The 23,773-nt window shown below is 55.3% G+C and carries 23 protein-coding genes and 1 pseudogene; 13 read left to right on the forward strand and 11 right to left on the reverse strand.

Annotated features, from left to right (window positions below; translation table 11 throughout):
* Positions 1-163 (reverse strand): annotated as a pseudogene (locus KP699_RS13995) (IS3 family transposase); the annotation flags it as partial.
* Between the two features lie 170 nt (positions 164-333).
* Here KP699_RS13995 and KP699_RS14000 point away from each other — a divergent pair.
* From KP699_RS14000 to KP699_RS14015, 4 genes are all read left to right on the forward strand, one after another.
* A complete protein-coding gene (locus KP699_RS14000) occupies positions 334-2,370 on the forward strand; it encodes a PD-(D/E)XK nuclease family protein (RefSeq protein ID WP_215763056.1) in 2,037 nt (678 codons plus the stop codon).
* A complete protein-coding gene (locus KP699_RS14005; protein WP_215763057.1) occupies positions 2,370-5,756 on the forward strand; it encodes an exodeoxyribonuclease V subunit beta in 3,387 nt (1,128 codons plus the stop codon). The genes KP699_RS14000 and KP699_RS14005 overlap by 1 nt, the downstream gene beginning before the upstream one ends.
* A gap of 358 nt (positions 5,757-6,114) precedes the next feature.
* Positions 6,115-7,782: a DUF262 domain-containing protein gene (locus tag KP699_RS14010; RefSeq protein WP_215763058.1), complete on the forward strand. Its 1,668-nt coding sequence runs from the start codon at positions 6,115-6,117 to the stop codon at positions 7,780-7,782.
* A gap of 121 nt (positions 7,783-7,903) precedes the next feature.
* Positions 7,904-9,054 (forward strand): IS3 family transposase gene (locus tag KP699_RS14015; protein ID WP_215763059.1). Its coding sequence is split into 2 segments (ribosomal slippage): positions 7,904-8,162 and positions 8,162-9,054, totalling 1,152 coding nucleotides; the frame shifts between segments, so codons are not numbered across the junction.
* 23 nt (positions 9,055-9,077) lie between these two features.
* Here KP699_RS14015 and KP699_RS14020 read toward each other — a convergent pair.
* The 6 genes from KP699_RS14020 to KP699_RS14045 all read right to left on the reverse strand — a co-directional run bounded on the left by KP699_RS14020 (position 9,078) and on the right by KP699_RS14045 (position 15,386).
* Positions 9,078-9,335, reverse strand: coding sequence for a transposase (locus KP699_RS14020; protein WP_252347087.1), 258 nt, complete (start codon positions 9,333-9,335; stop codon positions 9,078-9,080).
* 72 nt (positions 9,336-9,407) lie between these two features.
* Positions 9,408-9,830 (reverse strand): helix-turn-helix domain-containing protein, encoded by a 423-nt coding sequence (locus KP699_RS14025; protein ID WP_215763060.1) that lies wholly within the window; start codon positions 9,828-9,830, stop codon positions 9,408-9,410.
* Positions 9,831-10,127: 297 nt separating this feature from the next.
* A complete protein-coding gene (locus KP699_RS14030) occupies positions 10,128-10,727 on the reverse strand; it encodes a hypothetical protein (protein WP_215763061.1) in 600 nt (199 codons plus the stop codon).
* Between the two features lie 19 nt (positions 10,728-10,746).
* The gene (locus KP699_RS14035; RefSeq protein WP_215763062.1) at positions 10,747-12,729 is read right to left on the reverse strand and encodes a hypothetical protein; all 1,983 of its coding nucleotides are present in this window, start codon (positions 12,727-12,729) and stop codon (positions 10,747-10,749) included.
* Positions 12,730-12,764: 35 nt separating this feature from the next.
* A complete protein-coding gene (locus KP699_RS14040) occupies positions 12,765-14,891 on the reverse strand; it encodes an ATP-binding protein (protein WP_215763063.1) in 2,127 nt (708 codons plus the stop codon).
* A 243-nt stretch (positions 14,892-15,134) separates the two neighbouring features.
* Positions 15,135-15,386, reverse strand: coding sequence for a hypothetical protein (locus KP699_RS14045; RefSeq protein ID WP_215763064.1), 252 nt, complete (start codon positions 15,384-15,386; stop codon positions 15,135-15,137).
* Between the two features lie 190 nt (positions 15,387-15,576).
* Between KP699_RS14045 and KP699_RS14050 the strand changes: the two genes are divergently transcribed.
* The 6 genes from KP699_RS14050 (at position 15,577) to KP699_RS14075 (ending at position 18,614) form a co-directional block, all read left to right on the forward strand.
* Positions 15,577-16,215 (forward strand): LexA family transcriptional regulator, encoded by a 639-nt coding sequence (locus KP699_RS14050; RefSeq protein WP_215763074.1) that lies wholly within the window; start codon positions 15,577-15,579, stop codon positions 16,213-16,215.
* Positions 16,216-16,453: 238 nt separating this feature from the next.
* Positions 16,454-16,624 carry a hypothetical protein gene (locus KP699_RS14055; protein ID WP_215763065.1) on the forward strand — a complete coding sequence of 57 codons (171 nt, stop codon included), beginning with the start codon at positions 16,454-16,456 and terminating at the stop codon, positions 16,622-16,624.
* Between the two features lie 13 nt (positions 16,625-16,637).
* A complete protein-coding gene (locus tag KP699_RS14060) occupies positions 16,638-16,937 on the forward strand; it encodes a hypothetical protein (RefSeq protein WP_077929804.1) in 300 nt (99 codons plus the stop codon).
* A gap of 141 nt (positions 16,938-17,078) precedes the next feature.
* The gene (locus KP699_RS14065; protein WP_086642075.1) at positions 17,079-17,477 is read left to right on the forward strand and encodes an outer membrane protein assembly factor BamE; all 399 of its coding nucleotides are present in this window, start codon (positions 17,079-17,081) and stop codon (positions 17,475-17,477) included.
* 63 nt (positions 17,478-17,540) lie between these two features.
* Positions 17,541-18,053 carry a hypothetical protein gene (locus KP699_RS14070; protein ID WP_215763066.1) on the forward strand — a complete coding sequence of 171 codons (513 nt, stop codon included), beginning with the start codon at positions 17,541-17,543 and terminating at the stop codon, positions 18,051-18,053.
* 12 nt (positions 18,054-18,065) lie between these two features.
* On the forward strand, positions 18,066-18,614 hold the full coding sequence (locus KP699_RS14075) for a hypothetical protein (protein WP_215763067.1): 549 nt from the start codon (positions 18,066-18,068) through the stop codon (positions 18,612-18,614).
* 53 nt (positions 18,615-18,667) lie between these two features.
* Here KP699_RS14075 and KP699_RS14080 read toward each other — a convergent pair whose 3' ends face one another.
* The 3 genes from KP699_RS14080 to KP699_RS14090 all read right to left on the reverse strand — a co-directional run bounded on the left by KP699_RS14080 (position 18,668) and on the right by KP699_RS14090 (position 20,696).
* A complete protein-coding gene (locus tag KP699_RS14080; RefSeq protein WP_252347088.1) occupies positions 18,668-19,450 on the reverse strand; it encodes a hypothetical protein in 783 nt (260 codons plus the stop codon).
* Between the two features lie 103 nt (positions 19,451-19,553).
* Positions 19,554-19,787: a hypothetical protein gene (locus KP699_RS14085; RefSeq protein WP_215763068.1), complete on the reverse strand. Its 234-nt coding sequence runs from the start codon at positions 19,785-19,787 to the stop codon at positions 19,554-19,556.
* A gap of 144 nt (positions 19,788-19,931) precedes the next feature.
* Positions 19,932-20,696, reverse strand: coding sequence for a hypothetical protein (locus KP699_RS14090; RefSeq protein WP_215763069.1), 765 nt, complete (start codon positions 20,694-20,696; stop codon positions 19,932-19,934).
* 665 nt (positions 20,697-21,361) lie between these two features.
* On the opposite strand from KP699_RS14090, the gene KP699_RS14095 reads away from it, so the two are divergent.
* The 3 genes from KP699_RS14095 to KP699_RS14105 all read left to right on the forward strand — a co-directional run bounded on the left by KP699_RS14095 (position 21,362) and on the right by KP699_RS14105 (position 23,548).
* Positions 21,362-21,886, forward strand: a complete 525-nt coding sequence (locus KP699_RS14095; RefSeq protein ID WP_215763070.1) for a hypothetical protein — start codon at positions 21,362-21,364, stop codon at positions 21,884-21,886.
* A gap of 226 nt (positions 21,887-22,112) precedes the next feature.
* Complete coding sequence (locus KP699_RS14100; RefSeq protein WP_215763071.1) at positions 22,113-22,913, forward strand: hypothetical protein; 801 nt, start codon at positions 22,113-22,115, stop codon at positions 22,911-22,913.
* A 23-nt stretch (positions 22,914-22,936) separates the two neighbouring features.
* Positions 22,937-23,548 carry a hypothetical protein gene (locus tag KP699_RS14105; RefSeq protein ID WP_215763072.1) on the forward strand — a complete coding sequence of 204 codons (612 nt, stop codon included), beginning with the start codon at positions 22,937-22,939 and terminating at the stop codon, positions 23,546-23,548.
* On the opposite strand, the gene KP699_RS14110 is transcribed toward KP699_RS14105, so the two are convergent.
* On the reverse strand, positions 23,538-23,773 hold a 236-nt coding region (locus KP699_RS14110), incomplete at its 5' end, for a transposase (protein WP_215763073.1). The two genes, KP699_RS14105 and KP699_RS14110, sit on opposite strands and share 11 nt — an antisense overlap.

The raw sequence follows: 23,773 nt of genomic DNA on the forward strand, positions 1-23,773 counted from the left end.
TACCTTCACGGCGGCACAGCTCAGCTATGCTGCTCTCGCCCCGCAGGCCATCAAGCACAATGCGGATCTTCTCTTCCGCCGAATACTGCCGACGCGTCGCCCGGCGGATATCGCGGATCAACCGTTCCCCCGATGTCGTCTCCGGCAAGGATTTCTGGCTCATACTTCACTCCTTCGTCGTTACGATGAGCCAGAAATCCTCCATTATTCAATTCACCAATTTCGTCCCATAGATCCTGACGGCGGACAGCAGGATCGCGCCCTGTTCCGGCATGGCTTGCCGCGATTAATATCAAAGTGCGCCGCTCTCCAGCATTGGCACCTGAGCAGCACATGGTCAGTGCAGCTACCAGTTATCACGAAGCGATTGAGGCGATCCGTTGGGCACGTGCGCTCATCGTGACAGACGGCGTCAATCCTGCCGACATCGCTATCGCTGCTGCCTCGCCCGGCGAATACGACGATCATTTTCTTGCTTTGCGTGCGGATGCCAACCTGGACCTTCATTTTGTCCATGGCATTAAAGTCACCACTACCCGCGAGGGTCAAGCCGCAGCGGCGCTTGCCGATATTCTGATCCGCGGGGTCTCGCAAACCCGCATGCGCAGGCTCGTCGCGCTTTGTGGGCCGAAGAACAGCCCGTTCGAGTCATTGCCGCAAGGGTGGTTGCGCGTTCTGCCTGCCGATGCACCACTGGCCTCTCTTAGCGCCTGGGATCGACTGCTCTCTCGTCTGATTCCTGCGGACTGGCCTGATGAGCAGGATCACACGCCGGCGTTGCGTGGGATCGTCGACCTGCTGGCCAAGGGATATGCAGCAGCCGACGAGGTCGGCGCTGCGTTCCTGACCGGCCGAGCGCTTTCAATCTGGCGCAAAGCTTTACTCGCTGGCCCCTCGGTGTCGCTCGATAGGACGCTCGAAAATCTGAAGCAGGATGACGGCCTTGAGGCCTGCGTGTCGCTGGCATGGATGCCTGCAAGCGAGCTTGCAGCATCGCCGCGTCGTTATGTGCGTCTCATCGGGCTTAACTCATCACGCTGGCCGCGCAGGATTTCCGAAGATCGTCTCCTCTCCGACCACATTATTACCACTGCCGAGCTCGATCCGCTCCCGATCAACGCTGCGGACCGGCGCGATTTCGAGACCATTCTGACAACAACCGAAATCGAGGTCACGATGTCGCGTGCGAGGCGCGACAGTGACGGGCGGCTGCTCGGCCGGAGCGCGTTACTCGGACCCGTCACGGAAGAAAACTACATCGGCCGCAACGCCGTCCCCGCACATGCCTTCAGCGAGACCGATCGTCTGATGGCACGACCGGATGAGTTCGCGAACGATAGTCAGGCCATCAGTGCCCTTACCACCTGGCGCGACTGGCACCGCAAGGAAATTACCCCGCATGATGGACTGGTTCGCGCGAGCCACCCGCTGCTGCTCGATATCCTCGCACGGGTCCAGTCGGCCAGCTCGTTAAGGTTGCTCCTGCGTAGCCCACTGAGCTTCGTCTGGCGCTACGGTATGCGTCTGCAGATGCCTGAGAGTGGTAAAGAGCCGCTGGTGCTCGACCCACTGGCGATGGGCGATCTCGTCCACATGACTCTCGACCTCGCGCTTCAGACTCTGGAAGCAAATGGAGGCCTCGCCAATGCAGGCGACGCTCAGATCTCCGATGCTATCGAAGTCGCCGCAAGAAGTATCGCGAGCATCTGGGAAAATGAGCGGGCAGTTCCGCCGCCGGTTATCTGGCGACGTACGCTCGATGATGCCCGTACACTTGCAGAACGCGCACTAACCTATCGTGGAGAGCATCTGGACGACGCCCGTTCCTACGGCGAGGTGGCCTTTGGTGGCGCCACACCCAAGACTAGCGCCGACAGCCCTTGGGACGCAGCGACCCCGGTCGCGATCCCCGAAACTGGCTTTGCGATCAAAGGCTATATCGACCGGCTCGACCTTTCGGGGGATGGTAGGCGCGCGCTTGTCCGCGACTATAAGACTGGTCGACCACCTAAGAATGACATCAGTATCAATGGTGGCTGTGAGTTGCAGCGCTGCCTCTACGCGTTCGCGGTGAAAGCCCTCCTGGGGGCCGACGTGTCGATCCGCGCCTCGCTACTTTATCCGCGTACCGAGACAGATATTCAGCTCACCGACCCCGAAGCGACTCTTGCCGAACTTACCGGCTATCTCCGGGCCGCTAGCACCAGCTTGAGCGCTGGCCATGCGTTGATCGGGCCGGACACCGGCGGGCCATATGACGATCTCGCCTTTGCATTGCCCGCAAACGCCGGCGCTACCTACTGCAAACGCAAAACACTTGCTGCCACCGAGCTCCTCGGTGATGCTGCTCTGGTCTGGGAGGCCCAGTAATGATCGCCGATCTGAATATCCTGCGGGACGATGCTGCGCGCCGTACTGCGATTAGCAGCCACGACCTATCGCTCCTCGTGGAAGCGGGCGCCGGATCGGGCAAGACCGCCGTCATGGCAGGCCGGATTGCTGCCTTGCTGGCAGAAGGCGTGCCCCCGAAGTCGATCGCAGCGGTGACGTTTACCGAACTGGCCGCGAGTGAACTCCTTGTGCGCGTAAGCGATTTTGTGAACGAGCTTATTGCGGGCACGATCCCGACCGAACTCAAGATCGCTTTTCCTGATGGGCTCTCGGAACAGCGGCAAGCACACATCGAAAAGGCGGCGGCGCATATCGATGAGATCACCTGCTCGACTATTCATGGCTTCTGCCAGCGCTTGATCAAACCCTATCCAGTTGAAGCCGATATCGATCCCGGCGCGAGTGTCATGGATCGTAATCAGGCCGATTTTGCCTTCAGCGAAATCGTGGATGCGTGGTTGCGTGAACGGCTCTCCGGTGCCGAGGGCGGCCTCATTGCCGAAATGGTGCTCCATAGTCCTGACGAGGCGGTGGGCCTCATCCATCGAATCGTCGATCACCTGCGCAAGCGGCGTACCGTTACCGCACCGTCATCAGAGGCACTTGCTCCGCATCTCGCAGCATTTCTTTCAGCAGCAGCAGATTTTGCGGAGTTTATCAGCACTGCACCAGCCGTCGAGGAAGAGACGGCGGTCTTTGCCGAGCGCTTTGCGGAAATGGCGGCTGACCTTGAAAGCGGCCCCGGCATCGATATGCCCGCCGGTCTCGTAAAGCTGCTGATTTTGCCACGGCATCTCGACCTTTTCACCACGACCGGCACGTTCAGGGTCTTCAAGAAGCAAACCAAATGGATCGCAGCGGCCAAACGTGAAGGTCTCGCCAAAGCAGATGGCGAGCGGCTCAATCTCGCAGCGGAAGAAGCCTATTCAGCCTGCTGTGTGACATGGCAGACGCTCACCCAGAATGTCGCGAGCCGCGTCCTTGCCGACCTGATTGGCGAAGTGCGCCCTGTGCTCGATCATTTCCGCAACTACAAGCGATCTGCCGCACTGCTCGATTTCGACGATCTGATCTTCGCGGCGCGTGCTCTTCTGCGAGATCATGATGATGTGCGTCGCGCACTCGCTGATCGCTTCTCAAAAGTACTGGTCGATGAGTTCCAGGACACCGATCCGCTCCAAACCGAAATCTTCTGGCGCCTGTGCGGTGAGCCGACGGAAGCCGGGGGTACGAGCGATTGGACCAGTTTCGTAATCCGCCCCGGCGCCCTTTTCCTGGTGGGCGATCCCAAGCAGGCGATCTATCGTTTCCGAGGTGCCGACGTTTCGGCCTATGTCCGCGCCCGCGATGCTTTCGTCGCTCAGGACAGGGAGAGCGTCCTGTCGATCTCGACCAACTTCCGGTCATGTGCGCCGATCCTCACCTTTGTGAACGAGCGGTTCGAGAGGCCGCTCTCGAGCGACGGCCAACCCGGCTTCACTGCGCTCGCCCCCTTCCATGCCGATCGCGGGGAAGCGCTGTGTATTGCCGCACTCGACGTCGCGGTCGCCGGAGAGGACGGTAAAGCGTCGATCGAGCAACAGCGCGATGGCGAGGCGGAGGCCGTCGCGCAGATGTGCGCCCGGCTTATCGGTAGTGAGATGATCTTCGATCGGCGTACCGGCGCAGGGCGCTTGTGCCGCCCGGGCGACATCGCTTTGCTCGCGCCTACGGGCAGCGACCTGTGGCGCTATGAGGAAGCTCTGGAGCGCTATGGCATCCCGGTCGCGACGCAAGCTGGCAAAGGTTTTTTCCGCCGCCAGGAAGTCCAGGACTTGATCGCGCTCACCCGCGTCTTGGCCGATCGCCGAGATACTCTCGCGCTCGGCGCGCTGCTGCGTGGGCCGCTAGTCGGGCTAACCGAAGAACAACTGCTTGACATCATCTGGGTGCTGCCCCGCGCTGAGGACGCACCCGGCAAACTTCCACGTTTCGACCTTGGTGTCGATCCGGCCGACATCGCGCATCCGCTGGCTCGTTCCACGATCGAGAAACTCCAGGCGCTCCAGCGTCAATGCAACAGCACCACGCCGCATGAGCTTCTGTCTGAGGCAATCGATACGTTGCGGGTGCGGCCCATTCTCTTGGCGCGTCATCGCGGTCAGGCGGAGCGCGCGCTTGCCAATGTCGATCTCTATCTGAGCCTGACCTCAGCCTTTATGGTACGCGGATTGCGCGCCTTTGCCGAGACGATGACGGCGGCTTGGACCGGCGAGGCGCGCGCCGTCGAAGGGCGGCCAGATGCACAGGAAGAAGCGGTTGCGCTCTACACCATGCACGCCGCCAAAGGGCTTGAATGGCCGATCGTCGTCCCTATCAACACGATGACGGGAATTAAGGCGTCCGATAGCGCCATCACCGATCGCGACAGCGACACGTTCTACTGCCCAGTCTTCGGCGTGAAGCCCGCAGGCTATGAAGCGGTATTCGACGCCGAGAAAGCCGAACTCAACCGCGAACGGATCCGTCTTTGGTATGTCGCGGCAACCCGTGCCCGCGAATTGCTGGTGCTGCCACGCCTTAATGCTGCACAGTCCAAGTCCGCCTGGATTTCGCTGGTCGATCTGTCGCTGACCGAACTGCTGGCGCTCGATCTCTCGCATCTGCCCGAAGGGATGGGTCCCACAGCGGCACATGCAGTCAACGTCCAGACCCGGGATAGCTTTGCCGCCGAAGCCGCCGCAATCCTCGACAAGCGCCAGCGCCTCGTCTGGCTCGCGCCGAGCCGCGATGAAAGCCACGCCGGCCCGGTAATGACGCCCGAAACTGCAGAGATCTGGGCAGCTGGCGATGACGACCAGCCCGATGACGAAGGGCCAGCGCAGAGCATTCAGGGTGGGCGCGAGCGAGGGCTCGTCCTGCATAAACTGCTTGAAGAGGTACTGACAGGCGAGACTGATGCCGGCGAGGCGGCGCTGACGAATCGGGCGAAAGCCCTCATCCTGGAAATCGGTAAACCAGTGCTGGACGATTCTGCCAAAGGCCTAAATCCAGGCGAACTCGCCGGTTGCGTAGTGCGGACCCTAAACCTGCCGGCAATCACCGAACTACGTCCCAGTCTGGTGCCTGAGCTAACCGTCTATGCAACGGTTGAGGTCGAAGGAGTCGAGCAGGCGATGGTCGGTATTGCCGATGCGACCAGTTTCGACAGCCATGGCAAGCCTTCTGTCGTGATCGACTGGAAGAGCGATGTGCAGCCAACTGCGGCGACAATCGAGCACTATCGCACGCAGGTTCGCGCTTATCTCGACATGACCGGCATTAAGCGTGGGCTGATTGTGCTGGTGACCTCAGGACAGGCAATAGAGGTGTCAGCCAGTGTTTGAAACTTGCGGCCTCGAAGTTTGCAGCGGCATGACCTGTTTGCAGAAATTAATAGCGCAGCCGTAGATAGTTGTAGTGGATTTTTAGCTTGCTCCTCGCAGGTATGGGGACTTACGGGGAAAATAGCTTTGAGCCTGAATCAAGACAAACGAAACAGTGAGATCGCTCGAGCAGCATTGAGCATCTTCGATCCTGTCGCGGCAGATGCAGGAGACGAGTTCGCTCGCTCAACGGCCATCGAATTCTGTCACACGAACCTGCTATTGCCAAAGTGATGGGTGCACCCGACCATGACAAACTTACTTTCCGACTATTTCACTGAGCAATAGTATAAAACCAATAGCACAGATTGGATGGCCCATGTCTCTTCCTAGTCCCACTCATGCGAACTACTCTTCGCTGCTGACCGACATCGAACGGGGGCAGGTCAAAATTCCTCAATTCCAGCGTGAGTTTGTTTGGACGCTCCAAAAGTCCGCGGCGCTGCTGGATAGCGTCATCAAGGGGTATCCTGTCGGCACCTTCATTTTCTGGTCGACAAAAGATCGTTTGAGGAGCGTGCGCGAGCTCGGCAACGCTCCACTGCCTGCCCCAAAGCAAGGTGAGAGCGTGGCCTTTGTCCTGGACGGTCAACAGCGCTTGACCAGCCTCTACGCCGCCATCCGCGGCATCACGGTCGCGCGCAACTCGGGGCACAGCGACGACTTTTCAGATATGTTTGTGAACCTTGAAGCCGGAGAAGACGATCAGATTGTCACCACTGACATTGACGGCTTGGAAGCCAATACCTTTATCCGCCTGAAAGACCTTTTACATGGCTCGTTTGCGGAATTGGCGGCGCTCCCTGCGCAGTATCACAGCAAAATTTCTGACTACCGCCGCCGGATCGAAAGCTATGATTTCTCAATCATTCAGGTTCGAGACGTCGCGATCGACGTTGCCACGGAGATTTTTACCCGGATCAACGTCGGCGGCAAAGCGCTGAGCGTCTTTGAGATCATGGTCGCAAAGACCTTCGATGAAGAAAAAGGTTTTGATCTTTCAGCTGAATATGAAGGGCTCATCGAGCGGCTTACCACTGTCAACTATGAGACGGTATCGGACGCAATTTTGCTCCAGCTTATTTCCTTGATCCTTACCAAGGATTGCAAAAAGCAGACCATCCTCAAACTGAAGAAGAGTGAGTTCATCGAAAAATGGCCGAAGGTGATTGATGCCTTCGAGCGAGCGGTGGAGTATTTCCGCCACACCTATCGAATTCCGGTCTCCAAGCTCCTCCCCTACAACACCCTGCTCGTGCCGTTTGCGTATTTTTTTTACTATCATCCCGACAAGCCAGATACAGATCAGCGCGCGCAACTCGAAGACTTTTTCTGGCGCTGCAGCCTCGGGGCACGGTATTCCTCATCTGTCGAAAGCAAGCTCGCGCAGGATATTCGCCGCATCGATCGGATTCTGAAGGGGCGCTCTCCCGACTATGATTGGAGTATTGATATTTCGCCGGAATTCTTGATCGAGAATGGCTGGTTCAACGCTGGACGCAGCTCGATCAAAGCGATTCTGTGCCTTTACGCTTATCAGCAGCCCAAATCATTTAGCGACGATGCTGTCGTCAATATCAGCAATTACTGGCTGAAGCAGGCGAACAGCAAAAACTATCACCATTTTTTCCCAAGGGCATATCTTGCCAAGAAAGAGGAGGAAGAATGGCGCATCAACAATATCGTCAACATCACTATCGTTGATGATTATCTAAACAAGCGCGAGATTGGTGCGAAGGCACCGTCTGTTTATATGAAGACCTTTAAGAAAGCCAATCCGAACCTCGAAAAATCGATGAAATCGCATCTGATCGGCGATCTTGAGCGTTTTGGCATCACAGACAATGATTTTGAGAAATTTCTTTATGCTCGAGCGGCTGCAATCAGCGCGCAGCTCAGGAAGCGTTTGATCGAGCGGGCTGTTGATGCGCGCGGACAAGCCCAGCGCAGTGATGACTTCGAAGAGGAAATGGCTATTTTTGAGTAGATGCCCGCCTCTTTTACGTCTCGCAGAAGAGGCACTTTTCCGTAATGGCGAAGCGTACTGACGTGCCCCCCGGAAATGTAACCATTTAAAAGTAGAGTCCGATCGAGAAGGATACGGACGGATGAAGCGCAGTCGTTTTACGGAAGAGCAGATCATAGGGATCCTGAAAGAACAGGAATCCGGGCTGAAGGTCTCTGATCTTTGCCGTAAGCACGGGATCAGTGACGCGACCTTCTACAAATGGAAGACCCGTTATGGTGGCCTTGAGGTATCCGAGGCCAAACGGCTGAAGGCGCTGGAAGATGAAAACAGCCGCCTGAAACGTCTTCTGGCGGATGCGATGCTGGATAACGCGGCGCTGAAGGAAATCGTTGGAAAAAAGTGGTGACGCCTGTCGCGAAACGGCAGGCGGTCCGACACATTCAGGAAGCTCTGGCCCTGAGTGAACGCCGAGCCTGTGCGCTTGTTGGTGTTGCCAGGCGTGTCGCGCGGTATGTTTCTACCGGAGCGGACGATGCTGCCCTGCGCCAGCGCCTACGGGAACTGGCGGACCAACGACGCCGCTTTGGCTATCGCCGCCTGGGTTATCTTCTGGCGCGGGAAGGATTCAGCCCCAATCACAAGAAGATGTTCCGCCTTTACCAGGAGGAAGGGCTGAAAGTCCGCCATCGGGGTGGCCGCAAGAGGGCACTGGGGACGCGTTCTCCCATGACCATCCCTCAGGAACCCGGGCAGCGCTGGAGCCTGGATTTTGTCTCGGATGCTCTGACTTGTGGCCGCCGGTTCCGCATTCTGGCTGTTATCGACGATTTCAGTCGCAAGAACCTGGCATTGGTTGCCGACACGTCATTATCAGGTGGTCGTGTGGCGCGGGAACTGACGGCCCTGGTGGAACGATATGGCAAACCCCTCATGATTGTCAGCGACAACGGTACCGAGTTCACATCCCATGCCATCCTGAAATGGGCCGATGAGATGAAGGTTGAATGGCACTATATCGCCACTGGGAAACCGCAACAGAACGGCTTTGTCGAAAGTTTCAACGGCCGGTTGAGGAATGAATGCCTCAACGAGACGCTGTTCACGTCTCTCAGCCATGCCCGACAGATTCTGGCTGACTGGCGGGAAGACTACAATACGGTGCGCCCCCATTCCCAGCTGGGTGGCAGGACACCGGATCAGGTCGCCAGACAAGTGTCTCGGGGGCATGCCCCCGAGACACTTGTCATCCCATCAACCCAAAGCCATAAAAAACGGGAACTCTCCTTTTGAGTGGATACAAAAAAGGGGGCACGTCAAGACGGGTTTACGAAATCCAGTCTCTGACGCCATCGGTAAACGACGCTGACGTGGACACCAAACTGGCGCGCAACAGCACGGACTGACTGACCAGTTTCATAAGAAGCCAGCACAACCCGACGTCTGAACGCGTCATCATAGGCCCGGCGCCGTTCGCCAACAATTTCAATAACCGGATGAAGGGCTCGCGATGCTTGTGTCGCAGCGAATGTCGCTGCGACACAAGCATCATTCTGTTCTGATCGCTCTGTCATGAACAGAACACATCACCACACCATAAAATCCACAAGGCGTCTCACACCGGAAGCTTACGGGCCGGATCGAGGTCAGGCTGGCTGTCGAACCAGGCCTCGCGTTTTGCTGCGACGTCGGGCCGTGTCTGCTCGCTGGCGTGCGCCGTTTTTTTTGACGGTCATGTCGTGACGGTCGAGGCAGCGCCAGATCGTGCTCGGTGCGAAGCGGACCCCGTGTTCCGCAGCGAGTTTCTCCGCCAGTTCGATGAGGGAAATGTCGGCCCTGGCTTCAATCGCAGCCAGCAGGACGCCCGACCACACTTCGATCCGATGGGAACGACGATCGCCACCCTGCCGTAGCGCGTGCTCCCGGCCGCTCGCACGCCATTCCGCTACCCACCGGATCACGCTGGAGGCGGAAACACCAAAGCGCTCGGCAGCCGCCCGGCGGGTCATACCAGAGGAAACCGCAGCAATGGCTCGCCGCCGCAGATCAGACGATAGTGCTCGGGTCATGATCGCCGGCCTCCATCCCGGCAATCAGGGTGAATCAGATTTCGCCCCAAAAGGGAATCCTAAAACGAATCAGTTAGGTCAGATTATGCTCTAGTTGTGCTGTTGACAGCCGGTCAGGTAATCACTGTCAATCCACTCCCGACAGATGTCGCGGCCTCAAGATGAAGATTGAATTTGACTTATGCTTGTGCCGACGCCTGAAGAAAACATGCATTAATATTGAAAGGAATTTTTTCTTAAATATGTGGTTTTAATTCTTTAAATTTTATTTTTTTAATATTAATTAAATCAATAACTCTATCTGTGAAAACCAATGTCTTCGTAAAAGAATATAATAATATTTATTGCCAAACTACTGCATATGAAAAACAATGCAATACCGAGCAACCATAGCATAATGTGTCCGCGCCTAACCGCACCCTGTGCTGCAAGCTGTGCTTCATCTCGTGCAATACGACATGTGTGCAACAGTTCTGCGTCGCGAGCGGTCGTGGCTGCTGCATCCTTAGCAATCTGTGTAGCCCGCGCAGTCTCCGCAAGTAATTCTCTAACGGCGACTTGCACGGCGATAATTGCACCTTGCACACTTTCCTCTGCTTTTTCCCGCCTGCCAAAGGCTTCGCCAAGATGGAGATCAAGTAAGTCATGTCTTTCCTGTAACGCCTTCAAATTTTTTCGTAAGGTAATCATGTTCTCATCGGTCGCACCAACTTCGGAAGTGAGGGCGTCCAATCGTTTAATGGTCTGTGTTGCAGAGACGCCTAGCCCATCAAGCGCAGCGCATACAGGTCGCAGCGGCGTGTCGAGCACGCGAGAAAGAAGCTCGCCAAGTTCTTGTTCCTTTTTCGCGATCACTTCAGGCGGAGTTTCGAGGTTTTTAAGTTTAATTTCATTCATAATATTTCTCTATTTTTCATTATCTATCTAAGTTACCGATTCGTGCCAACACGCCGTTGCGGGCCTCAGGTAACATCGAGCCATACACAAGTTCTTCAAACGCTGTCACCGCATCCGGGGCATTGATTACACGGTGAAGCGTAGTTTCCACCGTGTGATTATATTCCTCCGCAAGCAACGTGATAAACTGGTTGCTCCGTTCCATTTCCTCTTGGCACCTGCTTTCTGCACGTCGACGGGCATCGTTGTGCTCGGTCAGATCTAACTTGATCTGATCAATAACTAATTGCTCGGCGATAAGATAACGTTTCGTTCCGAGAGCTTTACTCTCAAGTTGGCACATTTCATCGTACAGTTGACAGCGGATTTCCTCCGCACGAGCTGAGAGTTCGCTCGTAAACGCTGCTGCTGCCTCTTCTATCAGACGCTCGTAAGCAGCGATAAGAGCATTAACATCGCAAAAGTAGTCGCTTCCTTCGCCCGTGAACCAGTAACTTTCGAATACGTAGTCTTCGAGTTTCGACCGTAATGCAGCGAATTCACGTTCGGCAATTGCCGACACATTTTCCGCTTTCATTGGAACTGAGTGCTTATAAACTCGTCTCCAGAACGCAGCAGGTTCCACGCCACCGTCCAGAAATAACTCTTCAGCGATCATCGGGATACGTCTTTTGAGAGAGTGCGTCGCATTGTCGATAACACTTAGGAACGTGCCAGTATCTTTGTTATCGGTTATCTGTTCCTGAATTTCATTTAGTTTGCCAAGAGCCCAGTTACGCAACCTCTCGACGAGAGCATCCGTACCATGAGTGATTGTAGCGTCTGTAATGATCGCGACAGCAGCTTTTTTCTTAGCCAGCCAATCTGTTTCTTTTTGAAGCTTTTTCTCAAGCTGTCCTGCAGCAGCTGCGCGGGCAGCATGCGCACTCTCCAGTTTTTTTTCTGATTCCGCAATTACCTTCAATCGCGCTTCGTGTACTTTGGCAACGACAATATGAGCGTCGAGCGCGCCCATTAGACGACCTATTGGAGACATTGCATCTGCGATATCCCGACGCAGATGTTCCATCAACCCGTCTACCATGGCCTTAAGTGGGGTTTGATCAAGGCCGGAGCGCTTCCATGAGTCCCCAAACTCGAGAGGAAAATAGAGATCGGGGTTTAGTGCCTCTGGTTGCAGCGGGCGGAACCTCTGCAGTTCTGAGATAAGACGGGCCCGATACGCTGTAACATCAGCCACACATCCGGTCTCTCTTGCAAACTCCCGAACGCTTTCGGGTGTGAATGAATATGTTGTCACTATACGAAAACGACGAGGGCTGCATTGCCAGTCCGCGATACCAGGGAGTGCAACATGCTCTGGCGATAGAAAAGACAGGTCATCCGCGCGCCCGACAAGTAAGATTAGATCTGCGTTAGGGACCAAGCTCCTAGCAACGCGCTCGACAAATTCTCGCTCGACCGAATCTGCCGCCTCTATACCCGGAAGATCCAAAATGCGGGTATCGCGTGCACCCGTGGTATCATTATCGAAGTGGCGTGCCGGGATCTCGACCACGCACACCCCCGCCGTAGGTGATACGGCATTTTGTTCCATCGCTTTTCTTACTTGAGCGAATTCTGCTTCAGCTTCACAGTCTGAGGCGCACTTATGCGTTTTGGCGCTCCAGTGGATACGCCAATGTTCGCCATGGCTGCATCGATATTCTGTCGGCACTGCTGTTGACGAATATCCAGTTGCCCTACCGCCTCGCAGCACAGTCGAGACTACGCCGATGGCGTCTGGACGTAAGCCCAAAAGGTTTAGGATTAGAGTGCTTTTCCCAACTTGGGTTCGTCCATAGACTACTGCATATGCCTCTTCTCGCCGCTCTCCCATATACCGGCGCACCTCAGATGACAGGCTACCCAGAAATCGACTGTGAGCTCTGAATGCCCAGTCAAGCGCCATTACAGGCACGGCGTGAGCCAAATCTTCCTGAGATAAAAACGCCTCCGTCACATATCAACCTTTAGTCGTGCAAATCCGAACACATCTTAGAAGGGATCAAGTCCTTCTGTAAATTCCTCTCGTAGTTGCTGTGCAACGGCGATCGCATGCACAATTCGGTCTTTCTTTGCCAATGCATCTGATATGCGGTAACGACGCCGCAGTACATATTCCAGATTGTCCCGTGCTTTTTCCATTAAGTCGTCAAAGGCGTCCATATACTCTTGGATCCGAGCGTCATGAGCAGCCTGCAGCATCGCTAAACCACTGGCGCGATTTGCACGATCGTGGACCCGGATTTCCTGAAGCATATTTACCCCCAGGTATCCCACAGCAAGGAGAGCAGTACCTGCAAGTACCACCGGGTTCGCGAGGACACCCCCAACCGCCGCGCCAGCAGCGCTCGCTCCAGCACTGGCGACATCCACTGCCAGCATGGTTTGCGCAACCGTTTTCATCAGGTTTTGTGCGTTTTCAGCGGCCGGACCAAGATTTTGAAGTGTATAGGCGACAGGGTCAACAACGGTTGCTTCAGCTGAAGATGTATTCACAACAACAGCAGGCACTTCGCTCGCCACTCGCGCCCACTCAAGCGTCAATGCTGGTAGCATCTTTATTGCATCGTCGAGACCTGAGAGTTTCTCTCCAGACTCTGCTCCGGTCATAGGAGAAAATAGTGTAATTAACGCATGTGCAGGAGAACTGGCGTTTTTTATATCCCCACCACGCTCCCAAGGAATGGCCGTATATTGCCTATCATCCATTGGGGCCCCGATACGCAAAGGCTCCAGAACATGAGAATGCCCAAACCCTTTTGGTCTCGCAAGAACCTCTTGAACAGGCCCTATAAGAGCTGTCGCAGTCTTCGATGCGAGTTGCCCGCCGTGCTTATCGGCCTCGACTACGACAGCTTTGAGCTTTAACAGCCGCTCGGTGTCAGTGTCAAAAAAAGTACTGGCATGATTCAGAAATCCTTCAAAATCTTGAGCAACCTTTTTCTCAAGCCAGCCCGCGGCCGCCCTTGCATGAACATCTACAACTCCTCGAATGGCTTTGCCATATTTTTTGCGAAGTCGCGTAGCAGAATCATCAAACTCTTCAAGCATCTCTCGTAAGCGTTCAGCTTGCGCGTCAGTGCCGTTCTGTCCCCCCAGAGTAATACGCACATGCCGGTTTAGGTCGATGAGGGTACGCTTTAAGTCTTGACGTATAAGATTGTTTAAGTCTGTACGTCGGATATCCTGGATACCCCCACCCGCGTGCGCAACGAACTGATTGATTTTTTCTTTTAGCCCGTTTCGCCATGCATCAGTGTATGTTTGGTCATCTGAAACTCCGACGCATTGCACCTGTCTGATCGAAACATCAAACGCTTCGGCTGCCCTTACTTTCAAGGCATTTAGACGTTCTGGATCTGCCTTAAAGTCCTCAGTTTTGGTAACGACGACTACAGGGTCAATATTGCCAAGAGCGCTTTTGGCTGCATCCCGAATAAGATCGGCCTGATCTTTGGCAAGGCGCGTTTCGTCTGTAACTATGATTGAACCACTTGCCCCTGCAAGTGCAGCACGCATTGTGCTCTGCCAAGCTTCGTTGTCTGCTGTACGGGCCTCGTATCCTGGAAGAAGAAGCCAGCCTTTGCGTGGACCCAACTTCAACTTTCCGGGGAGGCTTAGTTCGACAAGCAGCTCGTCGGTGTCGCGCTCGCTTGCTGCTCGCCTAAACTCTTGTTGGGCTTCTTCTACGCTTCTCGATCCATCAATCAGTGAGCGCCTAACTACTTCTCTTCGATCACCACTTACCTCAAGTTTCCACAAAAAACCCTCAACGGGCGCTGTCGGGTTTCCCTCAGTAATCAGAATAGGATAGGTTTCGCCGCGTCCTTCGTTAGCCTTCAGCCACCCTGCATCTTCACCTTTTAGGTCGTAAAGAGATTTGATCAGAGTAGTTTTACCGGCACCTTGTGTCCCAGCGACTGCAAGCAGTGAATATTGGCCAAGTGTTTGGTTAAGTAGCAATCGACGCATAATCGGCCGAAGGGCTTGTTCAACGGTTTCACCTTTGTCGTTAATTGGCCCATCCATTACAGCATCACAGGCGGTTATGATGGACGCAAGAGCCTGATTAAGACGAGGCAACAACAATTCTTGAGCAGACATTAATTCCCTCGCCATGAGTTCAGCGACCGTCTGGTGCGCCAATAATTACGTAATATGATTATATGATGATCTCGGAAGCGGGCGCAAATCATAGCTATTGAACCGGTCCGCAACTAGAATAGGACGTTGCTTCTGAGCCTGCATTTCGGAACCGGACATTTCACTCATCCTCCAAAGCTGCTGCTTTTCGGAGATTATCAGGAAGACACTTCGCGTCCACCCATAACACTGCAGAGCAGATCGCGGCACTCCGCCTACTTACAACCTTCCGATTTCCCGGCAGATCTGCAACAGCCCTGCCATCCTTTGCTGAAGGACGGTGCCAAGCACCATGACCCCTTCCAGCAATCTCGCGCCCTCGCTGTCAGCCTTCAGGCTTTCCAGCCGCCCGCGAAGCAGGGCATGCTCGATTTCGATCAGGCGCAGCACGTCGTGCAGCCCGGCATGGAGGTCCTCAAGACCGGGGGCGGGGGCGTGTGCGGGTGGAGGCAGGAGCGGATCTTCCGGCATGATAATCCCTTCGACAGAACGCCGTTTCTGTGCGAGGATCTGACCATGATGAGTGACGGGTCCCGCAACATTACGATTCACAGAACTACGCTTTTCCGACTTACATATCAAGCGGGAATCCGTATAGCATCCTCATTTTGTGATGAGGACAGAAGATTTGGCCCGCAAACGCCGACAGAAGCGCAAGCTCATGGATGAACAGATCCGCCTGATGCGCGAGCGTGGCGAACGTCTCCGTGAAGCTGCTCAGAGCATCGGCATCACTCACGCCGCAAAGGCTGCCGGCGTTCCCTACACAACCCTGCGGGACTACATGAACGGGGGAGAGATGAAGTTCTCCGCCATTGCTTCACTGGCCCGCGTCTGTGGTGTCTCCCTGGACTGGCTGGCCTTTGGCCACGGCACCGGTCCCGGAATCGACAGTCCGGACGGAACAGTCAGCACAACCCGACAGATTGTCATTCCCTGGCACGATAATCACGAGGATGGCCTGCGGATCGGTCGTGACTGGCTGCAGAGCGCCATCGCCCGTGATCTCTCGGCCCTCTGCCTGATGACCAGCGAGGGCGATGCGATGGAGCCCACGCTGGCGTCGGGCGATCTGGTGATCGTCGACCGTAGTGTGACGACCGTCACCGCCAGCGCGCTTTATGCGCTGGAAAGCAGCGGCACGCTGATGATCCGCCGCCTCGATCCCCGTCTGGGTGGTGGCGTGCGGGTCATAACTGACAACCATCGCTATCCGCCGCAGGATATCGAAGAAAACAGACTGGACTGTTTCCGGCTTCTGGGCGAAGTTGTGTGGACCGGTGGTGTGCCCAGACCGTAATGGTCTGGCTTTAAATGACCGGCGAAAAGCCAATTGTCATAAAATACGATATTTCGTATTGACGGCAGGCGATATCTCGTAAATTATCCCTCCTATCGGGCATGCAGGGTCGGCGCTTTCCGCCCCTTTTGCCATCGGGAGGTCATGATGGTTTCTCTGCCAGTCTGGGGTCGTACACCCTGTCGGATCGCGTCGTTCAGCGTGTTTTCTGTTCCTTATGGCGCAGGAGCATCCTGACATGCTGCTTCTGACAGTCCTTATCATCGTCGTTGTGGTGGTCGGGATCATCCTGCTGGTGTGCCTGGATAAATTTGCCGACTGGCTCATGGCCACTGATGTCCCCTATCCGATCGCCATCATGCTCTTTACCTATGTGCTGGGCATGCTGCTGTTCCACCGTCATGACTGACCGGGAGAGTGTAATGCCCCTCAATGACGCCATTCTGCAGGCCGGTCAGAACGCCTCGGACAAAAAAGCCGCCCGCCTTGCTGCCTATGAAGAAGAATATGGCGCGGAAGAAGCTGAAAACCGCAAGGAACTTCGTGACATGACGGGGTTCTCAGCCGGTGTCTGCGCCGTGTGCGGGATCATCATGTCGATCCCCTTTCATCCGGTCTTCGCGTTTTGTTTCGGGCTTGTCGCATGGGTCTATCCCCGCAGGCCGATGCTGCAAAAACGCAAGACCGCAGAAGAACGGCGGCGGTTCTATGGGCTCGACTGAATAGATCCTAAATAGAAGCCATCTTTACTGAATAAAACAAATAATTCTGCACGAATACAGTCGGCGAGACAGAAGAGGATCCGACTGATCCCAACGCCACAGTCTTTTCATCATCCTCTCACAAAAAAGGAAAATATCTCTATGTCCTCACGCTCTCTCAAAATGCTCGGTGGTGCTGTTTCTCTGACGGCCATGATCCTGCTGTCTGGCTGCGCATCGGAAGGTAACGAAAGCCTGAAGAACGAAACAGTGACCTCCATCGACCAGAAAATTCAGGATGGCGTCACGACAAAAGCCCAGATCCGGGCCCTGTTCGGCGATCCCCGTGAAAGCTCATTTACCGATAGCGGTCATGAACAATGGCGCTACTCCTTCACCAACGCGTCTTCCGACGCGGCGAACTTCATTCCGCTGTATGGCGATCTTCATCAGGGCACACATGGCACCGAGAAAACTCTGACCGTTCTCTTTAACGGAGACGTCGTCTGGCATCACACCATGAATGCCTCGGCCGTCAAAAGCGGAAGCGGTGTCTTCTGATTTAACATCCGGCATCCCGGATGCCGGGTGACTTCTGCGTCCTCCATGAAACGGACTCTCTTCATGAAACCTTTCCTGTCTTTACCACTGTCGGCCATGGTGCTGCTCACCGTTTCTGCGCACGCGCAGACGGGTCATCAGAGTGACAAACAGATGGTGACTAACGCACACTGGCTCAGCGCGGAACAGGCCCGACAGGCCACATCCTCGGATATCGCTACCCTGAAGGCCGTGCCAGACCTCACGAAAACAGCCGGACAGTATCACGATCTGTGCAACACAGGCGTGACACCTAAAATTCTGTCTCTCGATGTTGGGGGTGCTCTTGGCACCCTCACGGCGGTCATCGAGGAAGATACGACCTGCTTCGGGGGCGATGGCGCGCGTTATACCCTTCTCGACAGAACACATCATGTCGTGTGGCAGAATTCCGCTGCCGCCATTGCCATTCTGGAAAGCCGTCATGACGGGGTTCGCGATCTGAGTTTCGGTGGAGCGGGGCCAAGGGTTCCTGTCTGGAGCTGGTCGGCAGCCAGACAGGCCTATCAGTTACGCATCGTCATCGACACAGAATAAAAAGACCCCGCCATGAACAGGAATGACATCGATTTTGAAGGGATCAAGACCCGGTTAGGTCTGTTCTGGGAGACCCCCGATGAACTTGTCCTGGCAGCACTGGGCAGCACCGTTCTGGCGGGGTTTCTGTCCTGTGCTTACCGCCATGCCGAACGCAATATGACGTCGGTTCAGCACGCTGGCTTCAGCGGGTTTCATATTCTGGGCATCATACTCTGGCTGACCATCGCCAGTTTTGGTGCGTCCTGTCTCAGTCGTCGACGGGCGTCGTTCAATATCCCCCGTCTTTACTGTGATCGCGCGTCATGGGGCATGGCGCTGTTCTGTCTCGTCAAAATCTACGTTTTTCTACAATCCTCGCAGACAGAGACGAGCAGCTTTCTTTTTGCGTTCTCGACCTTCCATCTCTATTTCACGCCCGGTTCCGGCATTCTGTTTCTTCTTGCTGCGCCCGTCCTGCTGTGGCGTGCAACCCGCATCGAAAAGGCAGAAGAGACTGATAGAGAGCAGGACAAGCCAGAGCCTGAACTGCTGCCGCCATATGATGACAAAAACGACTGAATGGTAACCAGCCTCCCATCGGGGAGGCTGGAGAACGACAGACCTCCTTTCCCTCACTTACGCGCTCGCCCGCGTGAAGCAGGAAGAGAGCCGCGCTTTTCTTGCCGGAAGTTCCGCCCCGGTATTCTCTCCTTCACTTCGGCAAATTTCTTCATGCCACAGGCCGTCTGCGCGACAGCCGCTTCGATGGCTTCCGCGCAGATGGCCTCCAGCCAGTCCGGGTGCGCCATCATGTCGAGCCAGATCACGCGCAGCAGCGGACGGTCCGGCTGGCTGAACCAGTCCTGCTTTTCCGCCAGACGGTCCAGAGAGGCTTCCTCGACATCCGTCCGGCAGATCTGGTCAGAACCCAGCATGCCCATTACCTCGATACAGACCAGAGGGGTCTCCTCCTCTGGCGCGCAAAGACCGAAATCGCTGCGCAGATACCGCCCGTCTTCCAGCCAGGGATGGCAGCGCAGGTCGAGGTCATCGGGCACCCTCTGCACGAGGGTTTCCCAGACAATGCGCTCGGGTGCTGAGTCCAGTGTCGTGCCATCCGAGGCCTGCGCTCCCGAGCGCGGCAGATCCGGATAACGGCGAGCGAGTGCTTCGAGCATCCGCCGCCAGTCGCCGAGGCTTTCGCCCAGTTGGTCCAGATGCCGGGCCTCGGGACCGCAATAGCGCATCATGTTCGAGACCGGCGGTGCACCCAACCGCTCGGTAAGTGCCGCCATGACCTGCAGGTCATGCTCTGTCGCATCCCAGGGCGAGAGACGACGGGTCTGGCGAAAACGATGGATGGCGCGGGAGACGCCGTGTCGACCGGCCTGATGGCGCGTGGTCTGATAACGCATGATGAAAATCCTATGCAGAACCATTGGACAGAAGAGTTTCGGTCCAATGGCAGAGTGATGAGCTTGGTTTGGGTGATGGTCTGACGCCCCAGAGATCCGGCCTTCACACTGAGGCCGGACGGTCCATGATCTCCTGCAGCGTCTCGCCAAAATCATCGAGGAGATCACCGAGCAGCAGCACATGGCCTTCCAGCGGGCGGCCAAAGGGGAGCGTATCGTCTGGACCGTCATCACGGGCGACACACAGGGCGGGCAGCAGCACATCGTGCATCTGCAGCCAGACAGTGATCAGCCTGTCGAGGTCCGTTTGGGCCAGAGAGAAATGGTCGGCAGACATAAGGGATCATCCTTGGTCCGACCTGCCCTGCAGACGCAGAGCGACACCGGCACGCCGTGACGCGTCCGGAGACCGAAAAGCCATCTGGGGCAGGCCATGAAAAAAACAGGTGTTGAGGGAGAGAAAGTAAAAAGAGAAAAAGCGTCAGTAATCCGTGCGGGACAGATTGAAGGGCAGCAGATCGTCTTCAGGGCAGTCGAGCACACCGAGATGCTCCAGTCCGGCGTGCAGGCTGTAGCCGGGCGCGCACTCCGTGCTGAACCAGTGCGGGTCAACAGCCAGACCATTGATGACGGGGGCGGCGTCCACCGCTGTGGAGGCCGACAGGCAGATCAGGTCCGACGGATTGATCTGCCTGCTGAGAGCGTCAAACAGCATCAGATCCCTCTGGGGATCTGTCAGGCCCAGCAGGTCTTCGGGCGCCAGCCCCGCCAGCCGGCCGCTGGAGGCGGCATGCACGATCAGACTCATCGGCGTATGGAACATCAGATGCGGCCAGAGCTCCCGTGCCGCGCGATGCAGGCACAGGCCCGGCAGGGTCAGAGCCGGATCGTCATCCGCGAGGAAGCGCCGCAGGAAGTGATAATTGAACACGGCGATGGCGTTTGGTGCGTCCATGCCCTCTTCAGCAAAGACCAGCGGGTCATCGAAGCACAGCCGTCCGCTGGCGTCGTGATGGAGGTCCATCATGCGGACATAGTTCAACACCGTCGAGACGGTGAGCGGGGTCCACAGGATATTCTGCACCACAACCACGAAACGGCTGCCCTCGGCAAAGCGGGTCAGGGGGCTGGCCGGCCACCAGCTGAGCAGGCGCAGGCGAAGGGACGTGAGGTGTCCCACACCATCAGCGCACAACGCACCGACCGGTGAGGTGGAAGAGAAAAAAGAAGATGAAATCCGTGTCATGAAACATGTCCTGATAAGGCGAGAAAAGATACGGCGGGAGCACATAGGCCCAAACGCCACATCCTTTTCTCTGGGAACGAAGGGACCAGTCCCTTCATCGCCAGCCCTCAGGACCAAGGATGTCCCTCTGTCCGACTGCCTTCTCTCAGACCGCAGATACGGACGACATGGAAGGTCTTCCGTTATGGCACTCCGTTCTGCAGACGGCAGTGCGCGAGGCGCTGTCATGGCCTGTCAGTGACGGCTGTGGTGTCACTCGTCTGAATCCGGCAGGAAGCGCACTAAGGGTGCCTTGGTCTGTGATTATCTTTACTCTGGATTTCTGTCACGGATCTGACGCGGACAGGAGACGTTTTCGTAACACCCATGATCCGGGTTCCAGCGTCGATTTCCGTCGGTTGAAGCTGGCCGGAAGAAAGATTTGATTCTAGGGGGTAGGTGATTGTGTCAGATCCGGGGAATTCTTCAGTTCACATGAAAAGGGACAGTTTTCATGAAAGATGTCGTAGGGTGCCGTATCAGAAGATCATCAGATTCCGTTTCGGATTTCCGGTAACGGCGGTAGGGGATATGCGGGACATCTGTCCGCTCTGGTACGGACTGTGTGCTGGCGCAGCACGCAGTCATGGATATTGGACGACCCATGCATGCTACGGGAGGCTGCAATGACTAGGAAGGCCAACGATGATATCGGGAGTCTGATCCGCAGCGCCCGTCGCGCATATGGGCGGAATACGCTGGCACTTTTTATGAAAGATCATTTTTCCGATCTCCAGAAAGAGATCGGAAGCCGGGCGGACTGGCGCATGCTGACGGAGTTTTTCATTTCCCGCGGGCTGAAGGACGCCTCTGGCCAGAGGCCGTCACCGGACACCGCCCGTCAGACCTGGTATCGCCTGCGCCGCAGACTGGCGAAAGAAAAGCATATCACCCGCGAGGCTGTATCGCCGAGAGTGCGGTTCCCTGACACCGGTGCCCTTCCAGCGATTACGCCCCCGGCGCAATCGTTTTCAGTGTCAGTTCGTCCGGCTGGCAACGCTACCACCAGCCATGCCGTAACCTGCCCGGATACGTCGACCACCGGCAGCTCCCGTTCCGCAGAAGACAAACTGCGGCGGGCACAGGAAAGGATTCGTGCAGGAACACTGCCTCTGCCACCTCGGATCGGCCCGGCCAAAGGTGGCAAATGAACTTCACAGTGATGTGATGTTTGTTTCGATAATCTTTCTTGCATTCGAACAGATCGTTTTTGGCACAATGAGACATGCGCAGGCACATATAGAAATGGAAGTATAGAATTTATCGGTTCATTTTCATTTCGATTTTATAGTGTAGTTTATAAATATTGTTGTTGATCGTTTGTGGTGTTTCATGATGTCTGTGCAGACAGATTATGAAACACGAAAGAACGCTTTCATGAAATCTGACGCGCAGCACGACACTGATGACAGCTTGCGATTACACGACGAGGATCAAATGGTCGAAACAGGTCAGATTTTCCTTTTCCCCACCGGCCGCGGCAACAGAGGAAAAAGCTTTTTCACCCGATGGGCTGTCGAAGAAGCGCGGAATGCAGGACGCGAAGTGATTGTTGCTGATGGTGACTGCACGAATCAGACGCTTGCGACGTATTTTCCGGATGCGTCCTCACCGGCCTCAGCAGACCATGTCACAGTAACAAAGTGGTTTGAGGAACAGATCGAAACACAGATCAAGAGTCGAAAATCACTAATTGTCGACTTTGGAGCGGGTGACAAGACACTTAAGCATGTAGCGCATGAATTATCGCTTGTCTCTTTTCTCAAAGGTCAGGGAATCCAACCTGTCGCCATCCATTGCGTCGGACCAGATTCGGACGATCTCGCTTATTTACAGTCGTTCGAAACTGACAGTCTGTTTGCCCCCGATGCAACGATCATTGTTTTCAATCAGTTCTGTGTTCCACTGCATATACCACAAGCGACCGCATTTTCTGATTCGATCGCAGAAAGTGAGATCATACAACAGATTCTCGCTCGCAGTGGTGACATCGTCGTGATGCTGACATTGGGATGCGCACACGAAATCGAACGCCGCAGGATCAGCTTCATGGGAGCTATCGATGGCGAAACAAAAGATGACCTGCCTCCCCTTGGTCTGATCGATAGGCAAAGAACAAGGATGTGGCGGGACAATATGAAAAAAGCATTTTCGGAAGTGCAGCACTGGCTTCCATAAGGTGCGGAAAGGAGAACATGGATATGCCCGTTTCTACCTCTCCTTTCTTGACGGAGAATAATGAAACATCCCAGACAGGACAGTCACTGATAGAAGTCGCACGTCACCACGGAATGCGGGACGATGATCCTGTTATGCCCCTCATTGTTGCGTGGCAGGCTTCGCTCGAAGCACTGCGTGCTCAACAGAGCCATCTTAGTGAACTTTATATCAAGGCGGAAAATGAAATAACGTATGCATTGCATAAAAGAATTGAATTTTCTGAGAAGGAGACCGAGCGGCTGAACGCTCTCGCAGCGACACTTCAGGTCAAAATGGTTTCGGATATCGGCAATACAATCGCAAGAGAAAGTGAAAAAGCACTGACGAAACGGGTAAAACTCATTGAAGCCCAGACTATCTGCACTTTTGCAGCGATGTTACTTATATCAGTCATTGTCACTTACTCATGCGGGCACTGGCGTGGATACAATGCAGGTGCTTTCGATAAGCAGCGCGAAGCGGATGTTGCGCTTGCTGAACTTCGTTCGACAGAGACAGAGTCTGAAAAACTGTTTTCTGGCAAGCCCAAGGAACTAGAGCTTTGGGGACCAATCGTTCGCCTTAACCAGCTAGGCTCAGGACTCATTCTTTAAGATAGAAGATGAAGCTTGCTGCGATGTGGATTGCGGACATGAATGTATGAGCGCAGCGGTCGTATCTGGTCGCAACACGTCGCCAGTCTTTCAGCTTTGCGAACATGTTTTCGATCAGATGGCGCTTTTTATACAGATGCCAATTGTAAGGTGGCTTTGATTTCCGGTTCTTCTTCGGCGGAATACAGGCTGTGATATTGCGTTCTGCAAGCGATAACCTGATCT

The organism is Acetobacter sp. P1H12_c (assembly GCF_018811975.1).
GTDB classification, from domain to species: Bacteria; Pseudomonadota; Alphaproteobacteria; order Acetobacterales; family Acetobacteraceae; genus Acetobacter; species Acetobacter persici.

Bases quoted from the DNA above. Each gene is read 5' to 3' on its own strand.
- KP699_RS14045 (WP_215763064.1), bottom strand. From the start codon at position 15,386: ATGCCGGAAGATCCGCTCCTGCCTCCACCCGCACACGCCCCCGCCCCC.
- KP699_RS14090 (WP_215763069.1), bottom strand. From the start codon at position 20,696: ATGACACGGATTTCATCTTCTTTTTTCTCTTCCACCTCACCGGTCGGT.
- KP699_RS14100 (WP_215763071.1), top strand. From the start codon at position 22,113: ATGAAATCTGACGCGCAGCACGACACTGATGACAGCTTGCGATTACAC.
- KP699_RS14050 (WP_215763074.1), top strand. From the start codon at position 15,577: ATGGATGAACAGATCCGCCTGATGCGCGAGCGTGGCGAACGTCTCCGT.
- KP699_RS14000 (WP_215763056.1), top strand. From the start codon at position 334: ATGGTCAGTGCAGCTACCAGTTATCACGAAGCGATTGAGGCGATCCGT.
- KP699_RS14020 (WP_252347087.1), bottom strand. From the start codon at position 9,335: ATGACAGAGCGATCAGAACAGAATGATGCTTGTGTCGCAGCGACATTC.
- KP699_RS14060 (WP_077929804.1), top strand. From the start codon at position 16,638: ATGCCCCTCAATGACGCCATTCTGCAGGCCGGTCAGAACGCCTCGGAC.
- KP699_RS14065 (WP_086642075.1), top strand. From the start codon at position 17,079: ATGTCCTCACGCTCTCTCAAAATGCTCGGTGGTGCTGTTTCTCTGACG.
- KP699_RS14030 (WP_215763061.1), bottom strand. From the start codon at position 10,727: ATGAATGAAATTAAACTTAAAAACCTCGAAACTCCGCCTGAAGTGATC.
- KP699_RS14095 (WP_215763070.1), top strand. From the start codon at position 21,362: ATGACTAGGAAGGCCAACGATGATATCGGGAGTCTGATCCGCAGCGCC.
- KP699_RS14105 (WP_215763072.1), top strand. From the start codon at position 22,937: ATGCCCGTTTCTACCTCTCCTTTCTTGACGGAGAATAATGAAACATCC.
- KP699_RS14055 (WP_215763065.1), top strand. From the start codon at position 16,454: ATGCTGCTTCTGACAGTCCTTATCATCGTCGTTGTGGTGGTCGGGATC.
- KP699_RS14085 (WP_215763068.1), bottom strand. From the start codon at position 19,787: ATGTCTGCCGACCATTTCTCTCTGGCCCAAACGGACCTCGACAGGCTG.
- KP699_RS14080 (WP_252347088.1), bottom strand. From the start codon at position 19,450: ATGCGTTATCAGACCACGCGCCATCAGGCCGGTCGACACGGCGTCTCC.
- KP699_RS14070 (WP_215763066.1), top strand. From the start codon at position 17,541: ATGAAACCTTTCCTGTCTTTACCACTGTCGGCCATGGTGCTGCTCACC.
- KP699_RS14005 (WP_215763057.1), top strand. From the start codon at position 2,370: ATGATCGCCGATCTGAATATCCTGCGGGACGATGCTGCGCGCCGTACT.
- KP699_RS14025 (WP_215763060.1), bottom strand. From the start codon at position 9,830: ATGACCCGAGCACTATCGTCTGATCTGCGGCGGCGAGCCATTGCTGCG.
- KP699_RS14040 (WP_215763063.1), bottom strand. From the start codon at position 14,891: ATGGCGAGGGAATTAATGTCTGCTCAAGAATTGTTGTTGCCTCGTCTT.
- KP699_RS14075 (WP_215763067.1), top strand. From the start codon at position 18,066: ATGAACAGGAATGACATCGATTTTGAAGGGATCAAGACCCGGTTAGGT.
- KP699_RS14010 (WP_215763058.1), top strand. From the start codon at position 6,115: ATGTCTCTTCCTAGTCCCACTCATGCGAACTACTCTTCGCTGCTGACC.